Genomic DNA, 16,018 nt, shown 5'->3' with positions numbered 1-16,018 from the left:
CGGGGGCGGCTCAGAGCGCGCTCTTGGGGACGGCCAGGCGCAGGTGCTCGTAGACGGTTTCGGCGCGCAGGTAGAGGAACTGGGCGTCGCCGAAGGCCAGGGTGTCCCCGTCGTGGAGCACCACCTGGGCGCGGTAGCCCAGGGGGGCGCCGTTGATGAAGGTGCCGTTCATGGACTCGGCGTCACGCACGGAGAAGCCGCCGCGGGCGGCGTTCCAGCGCATCGTGGCGTGGTGCTGGGAGACGGACGGGTCGGGCACCACCAGGTCGCACTCCTCGGTGCGGCCGACCGTCAGCTCCTCTCCGTCCACGGAGGGCTGGAGGAAGTGGACCTCCAGGTTGTCGAAGTCGCGGAGCATGGCGAGCAGCCGCTCGTCCATGTGCGCGCGGTGTGCCATGCCGACGGTGCGTGCCGCCAGGCCCCGGTGGTGCTGGCGGATGAGCTCCACGGGCTGCTGGATGAGGGCCACGGGGCCGGACGCGGCCCGGAACGCGTCCAGCGAGGCACCGGCGAAGGGGCGGAGCTGATTCACGGACACCATGAGGGCTTCCACCCTACGTGCAAGTGGCGGGGACGGGAAGCGCCGCGTCCACGTCTTCCGCCGTGGTGTGTTGGAGGCAGGCGTGGGAGCGTGAAGGTGGATGCGGGTACTCGTCACGGGAGCTGCGGGCTTCATTGCCCACCACGTCAGCGCACGGCTGCTGGCGCGCGGTGATGACGTCATCGGCGTGGACAACCTGGACCCGTCCGGGGACGTGGCGTTGAAGCAGGCCCGGCTGTCGCGGCTCGGCACGCTGCCAGGGGCGGCGGGCTTCACCTTCCGTCCCGTGGACGTCACCGACGGCCCCTTGCTGCGGGCGCTCTTCGAGCAGACGCGCCCCGAGGCCGTGGTGCACCTGGCCGCGCGAGTGGGCGTGCGCGCGCCGGCGGGCACCGCGCAGGCGTACGTGGATGCCAACGTGTCGGGGTTCCTCCAGGTGCTGGAGCAGGCCAGCGCGGCCCGGGTGCGGCACCTGGTCTACGCGTCCTCCAGCTCCGTGTACGGCGCCGGCTCGGTGCCTCCGTTCCAGGAGGGCGCGGCGGCGGACCACCCGCTCAGCGTCTACGCGGCCACCAAGCGCGCCGATGAGCTGCTGGCGCACGCGTACAGCCATCTGCACGGGCTCCCAACCAGCGGCCTGCGCTTCTTCACGGTGTATGGCCCGTGGGGGCGCCCGGACATGGCGCCCCTGCGCTTCCTCCGGGCCCTGCGCGACGGCGCCGAGCTGTCACTGCATGACGAGGGCCGGATGCAGCGCGACTTCACGTACGTGGAGGACGTGGCGGAGGCCGTGGTGCGCGTGATGGATCGGCCGCCCCAGGGGGCACCGGCCTGTCGCGTCCTCAACGTGGGCCGGGGCGAGCCCGTCTCCGTGCGGGCCTTCCTGTCCATCCTGGAGCGGCGGCTGGGCGTCCGGGCGCGGGTGAAGTCCACGCCCGCGCAGCCAGGGGAGATGGACGCGACCTGGGCGGACGCCTCCGCGCTGGAGCGGGAGACGGGCTTCCGTCCGCGCGTCTCCGTGGAGGAGGGGCTGGCCCGGCTGGTGGCGTGGTTCCTCCAGCATGCCGGTGCATGAGGGACCTCCGTGTCCCTTGACGGTCGCGCCGACTACCCGGACGTCACCGTCACCTGGCCACGCTCCACGCGCCACACCTCGGAGGTGCAGGCCTGGGCGAAGGACGTGTCGTGCGTGACGAGCAGCAGCGCGCCGGGGTACTCCCGCAGCGCCGCCTCCAGCCGTTCGATGGACGGCAGGTCCAGGTGGTTGGTGGGCTCGTCCAGCACCAGGGCCCAGGCGTGTTGGCCCAGGCCCTGGGCGATGAGGAGCTTGCGCACCTCGCCGGGGGAGGGCTGCTCGGAGGCGAGCAGCCGCTCCGGGTCCACGCCGAGCGCCGCGACGAGTGACAGCACGCGGCCCCGTTCCTCGGGCGGCAGCGCGCGCACCGCGTCCAGCGTGGCCCGGGCCTCGTCCGCGCTGACGTCCTGGGGCAGGGAGAGCACGCGCTCCAGCGGAATGCGCGCGTTCTCCAGCAGCGCGCGCACCAGGGTGCTCTTGCCGGCGCCGTTGGGCCCTTCGATGCGCACGCGGGCCTCGCGGCTCACGGAGAGCTTCACGGGCCCCAGCAGCTCCACGTCACCGGCGCGGAGGCCGGGCACGTCCAGCGTGAAGAGCCACGGGTTCGGCGCGCGCACGTAGTCCAGGAAGACGGAGCGACCCAACGTCTTGTCCGCGGTGAGCTCGCCCACGGCCTCGCTGACGCGCTCCAGCTCGCGCCGTGCGATGCCCACGCGCCGTCCGGCCCCCGCCTCCGCCCAGCCAGCGACGACCTTGGCGCCCATGGAGCGGGCGTCGTTGTCGTTCTTGTTCTTCAGGCGACTGCGGGTGTGCCGCGCGGCGTCCGCGGACTGCTGTTCGCGCCGGGCCTGGTCCAGCAGGTGCGCCGCGCGGCGCTGCTCGGCGCGGGCCTGCTGGTGGGTGGCGATTTCAGTCTCGCGCTCCGCCTCCCAGTGCGCCCGCGCGGCGGTGTAGGCGCCGGGCCACAGCCGCGCGCTCCCGTGGTGGACGCGCAGCGTGGAGGTGGTGAGGGACTCCAGCAGGTCGCGGTCGTGGGACACCACGATGCCCAGGCCCCGGAAGCGGCGCAGCGCGGAGACCAGCCACGTCCGGGCCTCCGCATCCAGGTGGTTGGTGGGCTCGTCCAGGAGCAGCAAGTGGGGCTCCGCGGCCAGGGCGGCGCCCACCTGCCACCGCTTGCGCTCGCCCGGGGACAGCGTGGGCCAGCGCTCCAGCGCGGTGACGTCCAGGCCCAGCTGGCCTTGCAGTCGCCGCGCGACGGAGTCCCACGACTCCGCGAAGGCGGAGATGTCGGGCGTCAGCGCCTCCACCTCCTGACGGCAGAGGCGGAGGGTGGGAGCGGACGGCTCCAACTGGAGGTGCCCCTCGGTGGGGGTCAGCGCTCCCGCCAACAGCCGGAGCAGGGTGGACTTGCCGGCGCCATTGGCGCCCACGAGCCCCGTCCAGCCAGGGGACAGGTGGAAGTCGACATCGGAGAGGACGGGAACGGCGTCGGAAAAAGCGAACGAAACGCGGTGCGCGCGTACGGAAGGCATGAAGGAAGCTCCTGAAGCCAGGGCGCAAGCCAGCCTGAAGGCGGCTCAGCGCGGGAACGTCAACGGACCTGGGGGTTCAGCGAAGCGTCCTCAAGGGTGCGTCAGACCTCTCGTTGGGAGGGGGCGTCAATCCCTCCTGGGATGGCTGCAATCTATGTCCAGGCGCGCGCCGGAATGCAACCCTTGCCTTCATGGGGGCAGGGCGCGCGACTCCGGCAGCGCGGCTGGCTGTCTCGCATCAACCTGCCGCGGGCGCCGCGAAGCTCTCCATCCGGCGGGAGCGCCGCCACGCGCCGACGGACGCCAGCAGGGCGCCCAGCATGGCGAGCAGCAGGGCGAGCGCCACGTTGTGCAGCGCCTCATGGGTGCCGACGAAGAGGACGCGCGGGCCCTGGTCCCACAGTGGGCCGCTATAGGCGTGCAGGAGGGAGAGGATGCCGGTGGCGAAGCCGAGCGTGCCGGCAATCAAGGTGCAGAGTCCCAGCGACAGCATCAGCGGCACGTAGCGCGGCGCGGGCCGGCGCGCGTACTGGACGCACGTGGTGATGAGCGCGATCCCCGCGAGCAACGTGGGGTACATCCCCCAGCCTCCTGCGATGAAGATGTCCTGCATGTTCCCCTCCGGTGGGTGTGTCCGGAGGCTCTGACATCCGGACACAGGGAAGGTTCCCGCGAAGCGCCCTTGGGTGCCTGCGCCAGGGCTCAGTCGTCCTGCGAGTCCAGGGCGGGCCGCTGGCGCCGGGGTGCCCCGGTGGGCGTGCCGCCGGGGAGGGTGGCGTGCTCGGGGGCCACCGTGTTCCGGGCAATGGCCTGGGCGCTCAGGCTCGCGGCGGAGCGAGCCGGCGCCGGGGCGGGTCTGGTGGCCTCTCCCGTCTGGGCGAAGACCTCCTTGAGGGCGGCGACGGCGCCCAGCGTGGCGGTGGCCTCGTAGGGGATGAACATCTTGTTGTCGCCCTTGCCCAGCTCCTGGAGGGTCTCCATGTAGCGCAGCGCGAGCACCTCGGGCGTGGCGCGGCCGTTGTGGATGGCCTCGAAGACGAGCCGGGTGGCCTCGGCCTTGCCTTCGGCCTGCAGCATGGTGGCGCGCTTGTGGCCTTCGGCGCGGGCAACCTCGGCGTCGCGTTCGGCCTCGGCGCGGAGGATGCGGGAGATCTTCTCGCCCTCGGCCTGGAGGATGGCGGCGGACTTGTCGCCTTCGGCCTTGGTGACCTCGGCGCGGCGCTCACGCTCGGCGGTCATCTGCTTGGCCATGGCGGCCTTGATGGCCTGGGGCGGCTCGATTTCGCGCAGCTCCACGCGCGTCACCTTGACGCCCCACTTCTCGGTGGCTTCGTCCAGCACGATGCGCAGCTTGGTGTTGACCGTCTCGCGGCTGGTGAGCGTCTGGTCCAGCGTCAGCCCGCCCATGATGTTGCGCAGGTTCGTCATCGTGAGCTGCTCGATGGCGAGCGCGAGGTTCTCTATCTGGTAGAGCGCCTTCGCGGGCTCGACGATCTGGTAGTAGATGACCGAGCCGACCTCCATGTTGACGTTGTCGTGGGTGATGACCTGGACGGTGTCGAAGCCCATGACCTGCTCGCGCAGGTCCACGAGGTTGCTGCGCATGACGCGGTTGCCCGTGCGCATCTCGATGGCGCGGGGCGCGTCCACGAAGGGGATGAGGAAGTTGAGGCCGCTGCTGGCCGTCTTGTAGAACTTGCCCAGCCGCTCCACGACCATGACCTTGGCCTGGGGAACGATGCGGATGCCGGTGGCGGCGATGCCCACCAGGATGACCGCGAAGACGCCGAAAATCGTCACGACTTCCATCCCGCCTACTCCTTCCTCGGAGCCTCCGAGGGAACCGGCAATGACGCCGTCGGTCGGCGCACCCAGAGTTTGAGACCTTCCACCTGCTCCACGGTGACGCGTTCGCCTTCGGGCACCGGGCCCGACAGGGAGCGCGCCGTCCACAGCTCGCCATTGATGCGCACCGTGCCCCCGAGCGGGTCGCCCAGGGACTCCACCACCACGGCCTCCTGGCCAAGCATGGCCTCGATACCTGTCTTCAAATGCGTGGCGTCACGCATGAAAACGTTCTTGAAGAGGGTGCGAGAGGCCGCGAACAGGGCGACGGAGACGGCGGTGAACAGGTAGAGCTGGCCATTGAGCCCCAGGCCCAGGGCCGCCCCGACAGAGGTGGCCAGCGCCCCCACGGCGAGCCAGAGGACCATGAAGCTGGTGAGCTGGAGCTCCAGCGCTCCCAGAAGGAGCGCCGCGATCAGCCAGAGCTGCCACGCGGTGGGAGTGAGGTCCATGGCGAAGGATGTTTGTCAGTCGGGTTGGCGTCCTGTCAAACGGTCGCGAGGGCTTCAGTAAGCGCCGCGACGCTCTCTCGAAAGCGGAAGAGCGCAGTGGTCAAGAACGCGGACCAGCGCGGGGAGCAACCCATGAAGTCGCTTGCTCGCACCGCGAAGATCCAATCTAGCGCCTGAACGCCTGTTCGGTATCTAGATCCGGGCGTGGACTACGCCGAGCTGGTCTGCCGCTCCAACTTCTCGTTCCTTCGCGGGGCCTCGCATCCGGAAGAGCTGGTGGCCACCGCCGCGAGGCTCGGGCTGCGTGCGCTCGCGCTGACGGACGCGGATGGCCTGTACGGCGTGGTGAAGGCGCACCTGGCGGCGAAGGAGCACGGGGTGCGGCTCATCCTGGGCGCCGAGCTGACGCTGGAGGACGGCCCCCCGGTGGTGGTGTACGCGGCGGATGGGACGGGGTACTCGAACCTGTGCGCCCTGGTGTCCCAGAGCCGGATGACCCACCCCAAGGGGGAGGCCGGGCTGCCGTGGCGCGCGGTGGCGGACCGGTCCGCGGGGCTGCTCGCGCTCCTGCCCCAGCCCGCGCCCTTCGAGCAGGTCGCCTCGCTGGCGGAGTCCTTCCCGGAGCGCTTCCACGTCGGCGTCTGCCGGACGCTGTCCGCGGGGGACGCGGAGCGCGAGGCCCGGGCGGAGCGGCTGGCGCTGGAGCTCGGCGTGCCGCTGGTCGCGCACAACGACGTGCACACGCACCACCGTCGGCGTCAGGCCCTGCAGGACGTGCTGGTGTCCATCCGCCACGGGACGCCGGTGGACCAGGCGGGGACGCGGCTGCTGCCCAACGCGGAGCGGACGCTGAAGTCCCCACGGGACATGGCGCGCCTGTTCGCGGACCGGCCAGCGGCCCTGGCGCGCGCGGCGGAGCTGGCCTCGCGCTGCCACGCCTCATTGGATGACTTGCACTACCGCTTCCCGGAAGAGGGCCTGCCCGCAGGTCGCACGGCGGACGCACACCTGCGCGTGCTGACCTCCGAAGGGCTGCGGTTCCGCTATCCGGAAGGCGTTCCCCCGGCGGTGGTGAAGCAGATTGAGCACGAGCTGAAGCTCATCGCCGCGTTGGACTTCGCCGGCTACTTCCTGGCGCTGTGGGACATCGTCCGCTTCGCCAGGGCCCGGGGGATTCTCTGCCAGGGGCGGGGGAGCGCGGCGAACTCGGCGGTCTGCTACGCGCTGCAGATCACCGCCATCGACCCGGTGCGGATGGGCCTGTTGTTCGAGCGCTTCCTGAGCATGGAGCGCAAGGAGCCGCCAGACATCGACGTGGACTTCGAGCACGAGCGCCGCGAGGAGGTCCTCCAGTACGTCTACGAGAAGCACGGACGCCGACACGCGGGCATGGTGTGCGAAGTCATCTGCTACCGGGGCCGGCTGGCGCTGCGTGAGACGGGCAAGGCGCTGGGGCTGTCGTTGGACCAGGTGGACCGGCTGTCGAAGGTGTCCGCGTCGAACGGCTTCGACGTGACGCCGGACGTGCTGCGCGAGGCGGGCCTGTCCGCGGAGGACGGCCGGGTCCAGAAGACGCTGGCGCTGGCCATGGAGCTGGAGGGCTTTCCCCGGCACCTGTCCATCCACGTGGGCGGCTTCGTGATGACGCGCGAGCCGCTGACGGAGCTGGTGCCGGTGGAGAACGCGGCGATGCCAGGCCGCACCGTCATCCAGTGGGAGAAGGACGACATCAACGCGGTGGGGCTGCTGAAGGTGGACCTGCTGGCGCTGGGCATGCTGACGGCGCTGTCGAAGTGCTTCGCGCTGATTCGCGAGCACCACGGGCGGGAGCTGTCCCTGGCGACGGTGCCGGCCGAGGACCCGAAGGTCTACGACATGCTGTGCGAGGCGGACACGGTGGGCGTGTTCCAGATTGAGAGCCGCGCACAGATGAACATGCTGCCCAGGCTGCGGCCGAGGACGTTCTACGACCTGGTGGTGGAGATCGCGCTCATCCGCCCGGGGCCCATCGTCGGCAACATGGTGCATCCCTTCCTGCGCCGGCGGCATGGCCAGGAGCAGGTGGCGTACCCGAGCGAGGCGGTGAAGGAGATTCTCGGCAAGACGCTGGGGGTGCCGCTCTTCCAGGAGCAGGCGATGAAGCTGGCCATGGTGGCGGCGGGCTTCACCGCGGGCGAGGCGGACGGACTGCGGCGGGTGCTGAGCCACAAGCGCGCCGAATCCATGCTGCTGCAATACCGGGGGCGCTTCGTGGAGGGCTGCGTGTCGCGGGGGTACACGCGCAAGCAAGCCGAGGAGTGGTTCGACAACTTCCGGGGCTTCGCGCACTACGGCTTCCCGGAGAGCCACTCCGCGAGCTTCGCGTTGATTGCGTATGCGTCCAGTTGGCTGAAGTGCCACTACCCGGCGGCCTTCACGGCGGCGCTGCTCAACTCGCAGCCCATGGGCTTCTATGCGCCGCACACGTTGGTGGCGGACGCGCAGCGGCATGGCGTGGTGGTGCGGCCGGTGGACGTGCGGCACTCGAGCTGGGACTGCACGCTGGAGGAGGGCGGAGCCGCGCTGCGGTTGGGACTGCGGATGGTGAAGGGCCTGGGCGAGCCCGCGGGGCGGCGCGTGGCGACGGCGAGGCGCGAGGGCTTCCGCGACGTGGGCGACCTGGCGCGGTGGTCGCGGGCGCCTCGGCACGAGCTGACGCGGTTGGCCCTGGCGGGCGCCCTGTCGTCGCTGTGTGGCTCCCGGCGTCAGGCGTTGTGGGAGCTCCAGGCGCTGGGGCCGCTGGACGCGGATGACCTGTTCTTCGGCATGGCCATGGACGGCACGGCGGTGGAGCTGCCGTCCATGGATGTGCTGGAGCGGGTCGTCGCGGATTACGACACGGTGGGGCTGTCGCTGGAGAAGCACCCGCTGGAGCTGCTGCGCCCCGTGCTGAAGCAGCAAGGCGCGGTGACGGCGGAGGGGCTGAAGAAGGTGGCCCACGGGCGGAGGGTGGCGGTGGGCGGCATGCTCATCTGCCGCCAGCGTCCCCCCACGGCCAAGGGCATCTGCTTCATCTCCCTGGAGGACGAGACGGGCATCGCGAACCTGGTGGTGCCTCCGGACGTGTACGAGCGGTGCCGGAAGGACATCCATGGCGCGCTCTTCCTGGTGGGAGAAGGCGTCCTGGAGCGCTCCGGCAAGGTGACGAACGTGAAGTCCAGTCGCGTGGCGTCATTGCATGGACAGCGGGGTACGCTGCCTGGGCGATGACCGCCGAACTCGAATGGAATGACGGGGTGCGCCCCTACACGCCGCTCTCCACCCTCAAGCCCGTGGCGGACGGCGTCTGGTGGGTGGACGGGCCGGTGGCGAGGATGCGCGTGGGCCCCATCTCCCTGCCATTCCCGACGCGCATGGTCATCGTCCGCCTGAGGTCGGGCGGCTTGTGGCTCTGGTCGCCCACGGCGCCGACGCCCGGGTTGTTCGAGCAGGTTGATGCGCTCGGCCCGGTGGAGCATCTCGTCTCTCCGAACCGGTTCCATTACGCGGGCATCCCGGCCTGGAAGGCACGCCATCCGCGCGCGACGGCCTGGGCGTCTCCGGGCGTTCGCGAGCGGGCGCGCTCCCAGAAGATGGACGTCCCGTTCGATGCCGACCTCGGCGACGCCGCGCCCGCGGCCTGGGCCACGGAGCTGGGCCAGCTCATCTTCCGGGGCAGCCGCTTCGTGGAAGAGGTGGTGTTCTTCCACGGTGCGTCCTCGACCTTGATTGTCGCGGACCTGGTCATGGCGCTGGAGCCCGAGCGTCTCCGGCCCCGCCTGCGATGGCTGCTGACGCTCGGCGGAACGATGTGGCCGGGACAGACGCCACGCGAGGTGCGGGTGACCACTTGGGGACGGACGGCGCAGGCGCGCGCCTGCTACCAGCAGATGATGGCATGGCAGCCTCGACGGGTGCTCCTCGCGCACGGCCGCTGTCACCTCGATGAGGGCGTGGCCCCGCTCGAGCGCGCCTTCTCCTGGCTGCGCTGACGCACGGGCGTGGCGAATCCTGGCCGCGCGCGCCGCGTCAGCGCAGGTGCATGAACACCCGGGGGGAGGCGGGCAGCTCCACGTCGGGGGTGGTGAGCAGGCAGGTGACTCGGGAGCCCCCGGGGAATGGCAACCACCCGGAGCGCAGCATCAGGTGCGCGGGCGTACACGGGCTGCGCAGCATCGCGGCGCAGTCGACACCCTGGCTCACCATGTCCTGCATGGCCACCCACAGCAGCCGCCGTTGCTCCGAAAAAGGCAGCCCGTCCTGGAAGGCGAGCAGGTCCACCAGTCCCGCCGTCAGGAGGCCTCGGGCCGTCATCTGCAACGTGTAGTAGTTGACCAGGCCTTGGATGACGCCGTCCCGCTCCAGGACGAAGGTGCGTGGGACGTCGCGGAACTGGAGCTGGTGGGCCAGGCGCTCCGACGTGTAGGCATAGCCCAGGTTCACCGGCCGCATCATCTTCTGGACCAGGGCCATGCATTGCGACAGGTCCCGGGGCTGGTAGGCTCGGACGCCGTCGGTGCGAGCCGCCAGGAAGCCCCGGTGGTGGAGCGGACGCGTGAAGGTGAGGAACGCGCGCTCGGCGATGCTCAGCGACCAGCGGACCGCCTTCTCCGTATTGAAGACGTGCAGCCACATGCCCAGGCCGTTGAGGTAGCGCGTGTGGCTCCGCCGGCCCCAGAAGCCCGGGCCCAGGGTGCCGTTGGCCACGCAGCCCAGGGTGATGGCCGCGCCACGCTCGCGGTGACGTGCCTGCATGGTGTCCGACAGCTTGATGCCAATCCCCTGGCCCCGGTTCTCTGGCGCCACGCTGACCCAGCTCCCGTAGGTGCCATCCACCTGCCGCGAGCCGAGTTGGATTTTCGCGGGCTCCGCCAGGAAGGCCCCCACCAGCTTGCCCTTCGAGTACGCCCCCAGCAGGTAGTCCCGGTCCGCCAGGGGATTGCTGAAGAGCAGCCAGTCGAAGAAGCGCTCGTCCCAGACCGTCAATCCCATCTTCGCGCCGTAGGTGCGCTGCCAGACGCTGTTGATGAACCGGGACGCTTCCTTCGCGTCGCCCTCGAAGGCGCGGACCTCAACCATGACGGGCCTCGGGCGCGGAGGCGGGCACCGGCGCCAAGGTAGGAATGGGGACGGCGCTCATGGGCTCCACGGTGGTGGCGGACGGGTGCTGGCCGAAGAGGTGTGTGTACAGCGCGCGCGTGGTGGGGATGAGGGCATTCCAGTCGGGGAGGTGGACCTTCTCCGGGCCGACGAGCACCTTCGCGTAGATGGCCTCATAGACGCGCTTCACCGTGTTGGGCGCGATGGCGTCCACGTCGAACGCGGGCACCAGGCCCACCAGCTTGAAGCCGCGGAGCTCGGCGTTGCGCTGCGCCCGGGCCAGCTTCAGGGTGGAGTAGTAGAGGACGACCTCCGCGCCGATGCCGCGCCCCACCTGCTCCAGCAGGGAGATGCCAAACTGCCCCAGGCCCAGGCCTCGCTGCGAAGGCTCAACGGCCCCCATCGCGGCGGACAGCTGCAGGCCGCGAACGTTCTTCTCCAGCGTCAGCAGCCCGATGATTTCCTGGGTGGCCCGGTCCCTTCCCAGAATCGCATACACCGGCCGGTCCGGAGACTCGCCTTGGAGACAGACATGCTGCTCATAGAAAGAGTGCTCCAGGTGCCGGCTCTCCGTGCCGACCCGGATGTCCGGATACCATTTCCCCAGGAGCGCCGTGACCTGCTCGATGGAGCCCCGCGAGAGCTGCTCGAGGCCGCAGTCCTCTGGCGGTCTGAGCCCCCCCAGCATCTCGTCCAAACGTCGCCATTGCATCTTGTGCATGACGAACATGATTCGAGGTTGTGAACGCGCCGCGCAGCTGCTTTCTTCTGTATTTTCTTGAGTATGTCTTTGGCCGATCAGGTCCCCCGCTGAAGCGTGACGTGTCACACAGGCTCCGCGTTTGGGAGTGGGCAGGTGAGATGCGGGCCCGGCGTGAGGGGAGGGGTGGCCGTCCGCGAGCCGACGTCCAGGTGCCTTCAAGGGCGCCCGTCCCGGAGGGAGGGTTCGGGCGGCCCCGGGATGGGAATTGAATGTAAGTGATTGAGAATGATTGGGTGTGTCGTGTCGCTTGGGGCGGAGGCCAGGCGCGGCACCTCAGGCCAACAGCCGGACATCCTCCAGGCTCGCGGCGGGTTGGATGAGGTCCACGCCGTGCGAGGCGAAGCGCCGTGCCGCCGCCTTGCTCCGGGGGCCGTGGCCATGCTCCAGACACCACTGAGCATGGGCGCAGAGCAAGGCCAGCTCCAGCGTCCGTCCCAGCGTCAGCGAGAAGCGCCGGGCGCCCGCCTCCAGGGTGGCGGGGTCCTCCATGGCGCCGGCCACCCAGGCCCGCGCGTGCTCCAGCGCGCCGTGGGCCGCGTCGACACAGGGCCGCAGGCCCGCGTCCCGGGCCTGACCCAGGCGTCCCTCCACCTCGTGGAAGAACGCCTCCAAGGCGCCTTCCTTCGCCAGGGCGCGCAGGGTGTCCAGGGAGAGGACGTTCGTGGTGCCTTCCCAGATGGACAGCACCTGGGCGTCGGCCTGGAGCCGCGGAATGCCCGTGTCCTCCACGTAGCCCGCGCCGCCGAAGGCCTCCGTGACTTCGGAGGTGACGTGCACCACCTGCCGGCCGGTGGTCAGCTTCGCCAGGGGTGTCACCAGCCGCTGCAGGAGCAGCTCCTGCTCGGTGGCCGCCTTCGCCTCCATGCGGCCCAGCAGCTCCACGGCGCGGAAGGCCAGCAGGAACCCCGCCTGGAACTCCGCCTCCAGCCCCGCCAGGGTGTCCATGTGCAGCGGCTTGTCCGCCAGCGTCGCGCCGAACTGCACCCGCCGCTGGGCATAGTCCCGGGCCAGGGCCAGCGCCCGGCGCATGCTCCAGGCGGAGCCCACCGCGTTCCAGGTGCGTGTCACATTCAGCATCCACGCCATGTTCCGGATGCCATCCGTCAGCCCCGCCACGGGAATGGCCAGCGTGCCATCCAACGTCAGCTCCGCCGTGGGCACCTTGCGCGTCCCCAGTTTGTCTTTGAGCCGGTTGATGTGGATGCCATTGAGTCTTCCGGCCGCGTCTCGTGTCTCCACGTAGAACAGGGCCAGGCCCTTGCCGCCGGGGCCATTGCCTTCCGGGCGCGCCAGGGTGAGCGCCATCTGCGCCGTCGTCGCGGAGGTGAACCACTTCGTCCCGGACAACCGCCAGCCCTCCGGGGATTGCCGGGCCACCGTCTGCGTGAGCCCCACGTCCGAGCCGCCGGTGCGCTCCGTCATCCACTGGCCGGACGTCCACGCCGTGGCTGGCTCCCGGGACGTCAGGTGGGGCAGGGCGCGGTCGATGAGCGCCGCGTTGCCCAGCGTGAGCAGCGAGCGCGCCGCGCCGTCCGTCATCGCCAGCGGGCACGAGTACACGTCCAGCGACGCCTGCACGAGGTAGTTGAGGACGAACTGGTGGACGCGGCTGAGCTCGGCGTTCTTCTGCTCGTAGGCCGTGGCCACCAGGCCGCGACGCGCGGCCAGGGCCTCGGCTTCCTTCCACAGCGGTGACACCTCGATGTGGTCGACGCGGTGGCCCCACGCATCCCACTGCGTCAGCTCGGGCTCGTTCAGCCGGTCGCGGAGCTGGAAGCGGTAGAAGTAATCCCCGCCCAGCTCTCCCAGCTCGCGGAACTCCTCCGTCAACGCGCGCCGCAAGTCTTGGGGCAGGGTGCGCGCCAGGTAGCTCTGGAGCAGCGCATCGTCGTCGTACTGGTTGCCCAGCCTCGGCGGTTCCTGGAAGAAGCTCATGCGCCAAGGGTAGCACCCACGCTCCGCGGACCTGGCTGGCGCGACGCCGTTGTCGGCGAGCAGGCTGACAGGAACACTTGGGTTCAGTGCTTTTCTGTTTGTTCCGCAACTCCGTTTCGTTGAACCCGGACCGATGCGGTAGGCTCCGGCGCGAACACCCTGGAGCGAGCACCGCATGTCCCTGTTCAGGCGACCGCCATCCCCGGAGTCGGGCTCGTCGAGCGACGAGTCCAGCCGCAGCGTCACCCCCGTGGAGACGGCCGTGGTGCCGCCCGCGGCGCCCACGCCGGTGCTGTCGGGGCCGCCGCGCCCACGCGCCGGTGGCACGGGGGTGACCGCCGCGCTCCCGCCGCGTCCCCCGGGCGCCGCCACCGGCTCACGCCCCGCGCTGCCGCCGGAGCCGGCCGAGCCCGACTTCCCCACCGAGCGCCGCGCCGCGTCCTCGCCGCCGGACCGCCGGGGGCCTCCGCAGGGGCCGGCCACGCTGCCGTCCGTCATCGTCGCCCCGCCGGAGCGCCGTGGGCCCGGGCCGGCCCAGTACGCGGGCCCGGACCGGCGTGGCAGCGCCGCCGGCCCGCCGCAGTACAACGGCCCCGAGCGCCGGACGCGGCGGCCGGGAGAGGAGGGCGGCCCTGGCCAGGGCGACCGCTACTGGCCCGCCCAGCCGCGCACCCTGCTGGAGACGGGCCTCAACACCACCTTCGTGGAGGAGCTGGTCCTCAAGGCGCTCTTCTTCGCCGGTGAGATGCGTGGCATGGACATCGCCGCGCGCCTCCAGCTGCCCACCGCGCTGGTGGACGACGTCATCGAGGGCCTGCGCCGCCAGAAGTACATCGACATCCGCGGCGGTGGCGGCTCGGGCGTGGGCAAGTCGACGATGATCTACCAGCTCACCACGTTCGTGACGGACGTGCTGCGGCAGGTGCTCGACCGCAACCGCTACAACGGCCCCGCGCCGGTGCCCTACCTGGAGTGGGCGGCCGCCGTGAAGAAGCAGACCGTGCGCGGCAACCGCATCACCCGCGCGCGCATGCAGGACAAGTTCGGCGACCTCATCATCAAGGACTACATCTTCGACGGCATCGGTCCGGCGATGAACTCCGGCCGCGCCATCTTCTTCTACGGGCCCCCGGGCAACGGCAAGACGGCCATCTGCCAGGGCATGGTGAACTGCTTCGGCGGGGACATCTTCATCCCCCACGCCATCCTCATCGACGACTTCGTGGTGCGCATCTTCGACGCCAACCTCCACAAGGTGGTGGAGGACGAGCCCGGCACGCCGTCGTATGACCGGCGCTGGGTGCGCTGCCGGCGTCCGCTCGTCGTCGTGGGCGGTGAGCTGACGCTGGAGATGCTGGACCTCGTGTACTCGCCGGAGGTGAAGTACTACGAGGCGCCGTTCCAGATGAAGGCGAGCAACGGCATGCTCCTCATCGACGACTTCGGCCGGCAGAAGGTGTCCCCCAAGGACTTGCTCAACCGGTGGATCGTCCCGCTGGAGAGCGACATCGACATGCTCACCCTGCACACCGGCAAGAAGCTGCAGGTGCCCTTCGACGTGTTCGCGGCCTTCTCCACCAACCTGGACCCCAGCGACCTCGTGGACGACGCCTTCCTGCGCCGCGTCCGCTACAAGCTGGAGGTGCAGCGCCCGGACGAGCAGCAGTTCCACGACATCTTCCAGGTCATGTGCCGCAAGCGCGGCGTGCCCTACAACGCGGCGGCGGTGGACTACCTCATCGACGCGCACTACCGCCCGGTGGGCCGCCCGTTCGCCGCCTGCCAGCCGCGTGACTTGCTGGACCAGGTCATCGACATGGCGCACTACCAGGGCGTGGAGCCGCGCCTGACGACCGAGCTCCTGGACTCCGCCGTGCGTGGCTACTTCGTGCGCTTCGACAAGGACAAGCCGGCGGGGACGTCGGCCTCCGCGGGCTGAGGCGCCGTCATTCGCCCGGGGGCCGGGGCGCGAACGGTCCCCAGGGCGAGGGCTCCAGCCACCGGCGCACCTCGTCCACCGGCACGTTGGCCAGCACGTCCACCAGCGACATGCCGTGGACGAAGCGGCCCGGCCGGCCCTGCGCGTATTCGGGGTGGCGGAAGCGCTGCCAGAGCACGCGCACGTCCACGTCCCGGAACCGGCCCACCTGGAGGTACAGCGACGAGCCCAACCCCGAGTAGTACGTGTGCGCGCCCAGCTGCCGGCAGTACGCCACCAGCCGGGCTGACTTGTCCTCGCCCTGCTTGTCCAGCGTGGAGGCCAGGACGATGTTCGGCGTCAGGCCCAGCGGCTCGTTGAAGAGGGCCATGCTCGCCAGCAGCACCCGCAGCAGCGAACCGGGGCCCGACTCGCGCGCCGCCGCGTCATAGAAGGGCTCCAGCCGGGGCAGCACCTGCGAGGCGAAGCAGGGCCGCTTCGCGTACAGCGACACCAGCGTGCGCAGGTGCTCGCGGGCCCAGGGCTGACGGGCATCCACCGCCAGGTCCTTGATGAGGGTGTCCCGGTGCGGGTCCTCCAAGGGGATGGACAGCCACTGGAACCCGGGCTCCGTGGGCGGGGGCAGGGGGACGTTGTGGGGCAGGGCCACCCGCGTGCGCCGCTGCCAGCCGCGCCGCAGCCACTGCACGTTGTCCAGCACGACGAAGGTCCCCGCGCGGGCCAGCTGTTCGTGGAAGTCCACCCACGGCAGGTAGTGCGGCTGCTCGGCGACCACGACTCCAGGGATGCCCGGCACGCGCCGAGGATAACGTCCT

General features: G+C 70.5%; 13 protein-coding genes. 4 read left to right on the top strand and 9 right to left on the bottom strand.

The features are described 5' to 3' along the window. Window positions 1-10: 10 nt before the first annotated feature. The gene (locus KGD87_RS09065) at window positions 11-541 is read right to left on the bottom strand and encodes an FHA domain-containing protein (RefSeq protein WP_284667066.1); all 531 of its coding nucleotides are present in this window, start codon (window positions 539-541) and stop codon (window positions 11-13) included. Window positions 542-641: 100 nt separating this feature from the next. On the opposite strand from KGD87_RS09065, the gene KGD87_RS09060 reads away from it, so the two are divergent. Then, complete coding sequence (locus KGD87_RS09060; protein ID WP_284667065.1) at window positions 642-1,616, top strand: NAD-dependent epimerase/dehydratase family protein; 975 nt, start codon at window positions 642-644, stop codon at window positions 1,614-1,616. Between the two features lie 32 nt (window positions 1,617-1,648). On the opposite strand, the gene KGD87_RS09055 is transcribed toward KGD87_RS09060, so the two are convergent. The 4 genes from KGD87_RS09055 to KGD87_RS09040 all read right to left on the bottom strand — a co-directional run bounded on the left by KGD87_RS09055 (window position 1,649) and on the right by KGD87_RS09040 (window position 5,448). Continuing rightward, window positions 1,649-3,151, bottom strand: coding sequence for an ATP-binding cassette domain-containing protein (locus KGD87_RS09055; protein WP_284667064.1), 1,503 nt, complete (start codon window positions 3,149-3,151; stop codon window positions 1,649-1,651). 238 nt (window positions 3,152-3,389) lie between these two features. Continuing rightward, window positions 3,390-3,764 (bottom strand): hypothetical protein, encoded by a 375-nt coding sequence (locus KGD87_RS09050; protein WP_284667063.1) that lies wholly within the window; start codon window positions 3,762-3,764, stop codon window positions 3,390-3,392. Between the two features lie 89 nt (window positions 3,765-3,853). Continuing rightward, a complete protein-coding gene (locus KGD87_RS09045) occupies window positions 3,854-4,960 on the bottom strand; it encodes an SPFH domain-containing protein (protein ID WP_284667062.1) in 1,107 nt (368 codons plus the stop codon). 5 nt (window positions 4,961-4,965) lie between these two features. Then, window positions 4,966-5,448 carry an NfeD family protein gene (locus tag KGD87_RS09040; protein WP_176417087.1) on the bottom strand — a complete coding sequence of 161 codons (483 nt, stop codon included), beginning with the start codon at window positions 5,446-5,448 and terminating at the stop codon, window positions 4,966-4,968. A gap of 204 nt (window positions 5,449-5,652) precedes the next feature. On the opposite strand from KGD87_RS09040, the gene KGD87_RS09035 reads away from it, so the two are divergent. Then, window positions 5,653-8,697, top strand: a complete 3,045-nt coding sequence (locus KGD87_RS09035; protein ID WP_284667061.1) for an error-prone DNA polymerase — start codon at window positions 5,653-5,655, stop codon at window positions 8,695-8,697. Beyond that, a complete protein-coding gene (locus tag KGD87_RS09030) occupies window positions 8,694-9,458 on the top strand; it encodes a DUF4336 domain-containing protein (RefSeq protein ID WP_284667060.1) in 765 nt (254 codons plus the stop codon). The genes KGD87_RS09035 and KGD87_RS09030 overlap by 4 nt, the downstream gene beginning before the upstream one ends. A gap of 37 nt (window positions 9,459-9,495) precedes the next feature. Here KGD87_RS09030 and KGD87_RS09025 read toward each other — a convergent pair whose 3' ends face one another. The 3 genes from KGD87_RS09025 to KGD87_RS09015 all read right to left on the bottom strand — a co-directional run bounded on the left by KGD87_RS09025 (window position 9,496) and on the right by KGD87_RS09015 (window position 13,264). Continuing rightward, a complete protein-coding gene (locus KGD87_RS09025; RefSeq protein ID WP_284667059.1) occupies window positions 9,496-10,545 on the bottom strand; it encodes a GNAT family N-acetyltransferase in 1,050 nt (349 codons plus the stop codon). Next, window positions 10,538-11,287 (bottom strand): hypothetical protein, encoded by a 750-nt coding sequence (locus KGD87_RS09020; protein WP_284667058.1) that lies wholly within the window; start codon window positions 11,285-11,287, stop codon window positions 10,538-10,540. Before KGD87_RS09020 ends, KGD87_RS09025 begins: the two co-directional genes overlap by 8 nt. 315 nt (window positions 11,288-11,602) lie before the next feature. Continuing rightward, on the bottom strand, window positions 11,603-13,264 hold the full coding sequence (locus tag KGD87_RS09015) for an acyl-CoA dehydrogenase family protein (protein ID WP_284667057.1): 1,662 nt from the start codon (window positions 13,262-13,264) through the stop codon (window positions 11,603-11,605). A gap of 175 nt (window positions 13,265-13,439) precedes the next feature. Between KGD87_RS09015 and KGD87_RS09010 the strand changes: the two genes are divergently transcribed. Then, entirely contained in the window at window positions 13,440-15,203 is a 1,764-nt protein-coding gene (locus tag KGD87_RS09010) for a DUF8689 domain-containing protein (protein ID WP_284667056.1), read from the top strand. Window positions 15,204-15,210: 7 nt separating this feature from the next. Here KGD87_RS09010 and KGD87_RS09005 read toward each other — a convergent pair whose 3' ends face one another. Continuing rightward, entirely contained in the window at window positions 15,211-15,978 is a 768-nt protein-coding gene (locus KGD87_RS09005) for a WbqC family protein (RefSeq protein WP_284667055.1), read from the bottom strand. Window positions 15,979-16,018: the final 40 nt, after the last annotated feature.

Source organism: Myxococcus sp. SDU36 (assembly GCF_030168875.1).
GTDB classification, from domain to species: domain Bacteria; phylum Myxococcota; class Myxococcia; order Myxococcales; family Myxococcaceae; genus Myxococcus; species Myxococcus vastator.
Note: the sequence above shows the minus strand (reverse complement) of the source record. Positions and strands in the feature narration are given on the sequence as shown.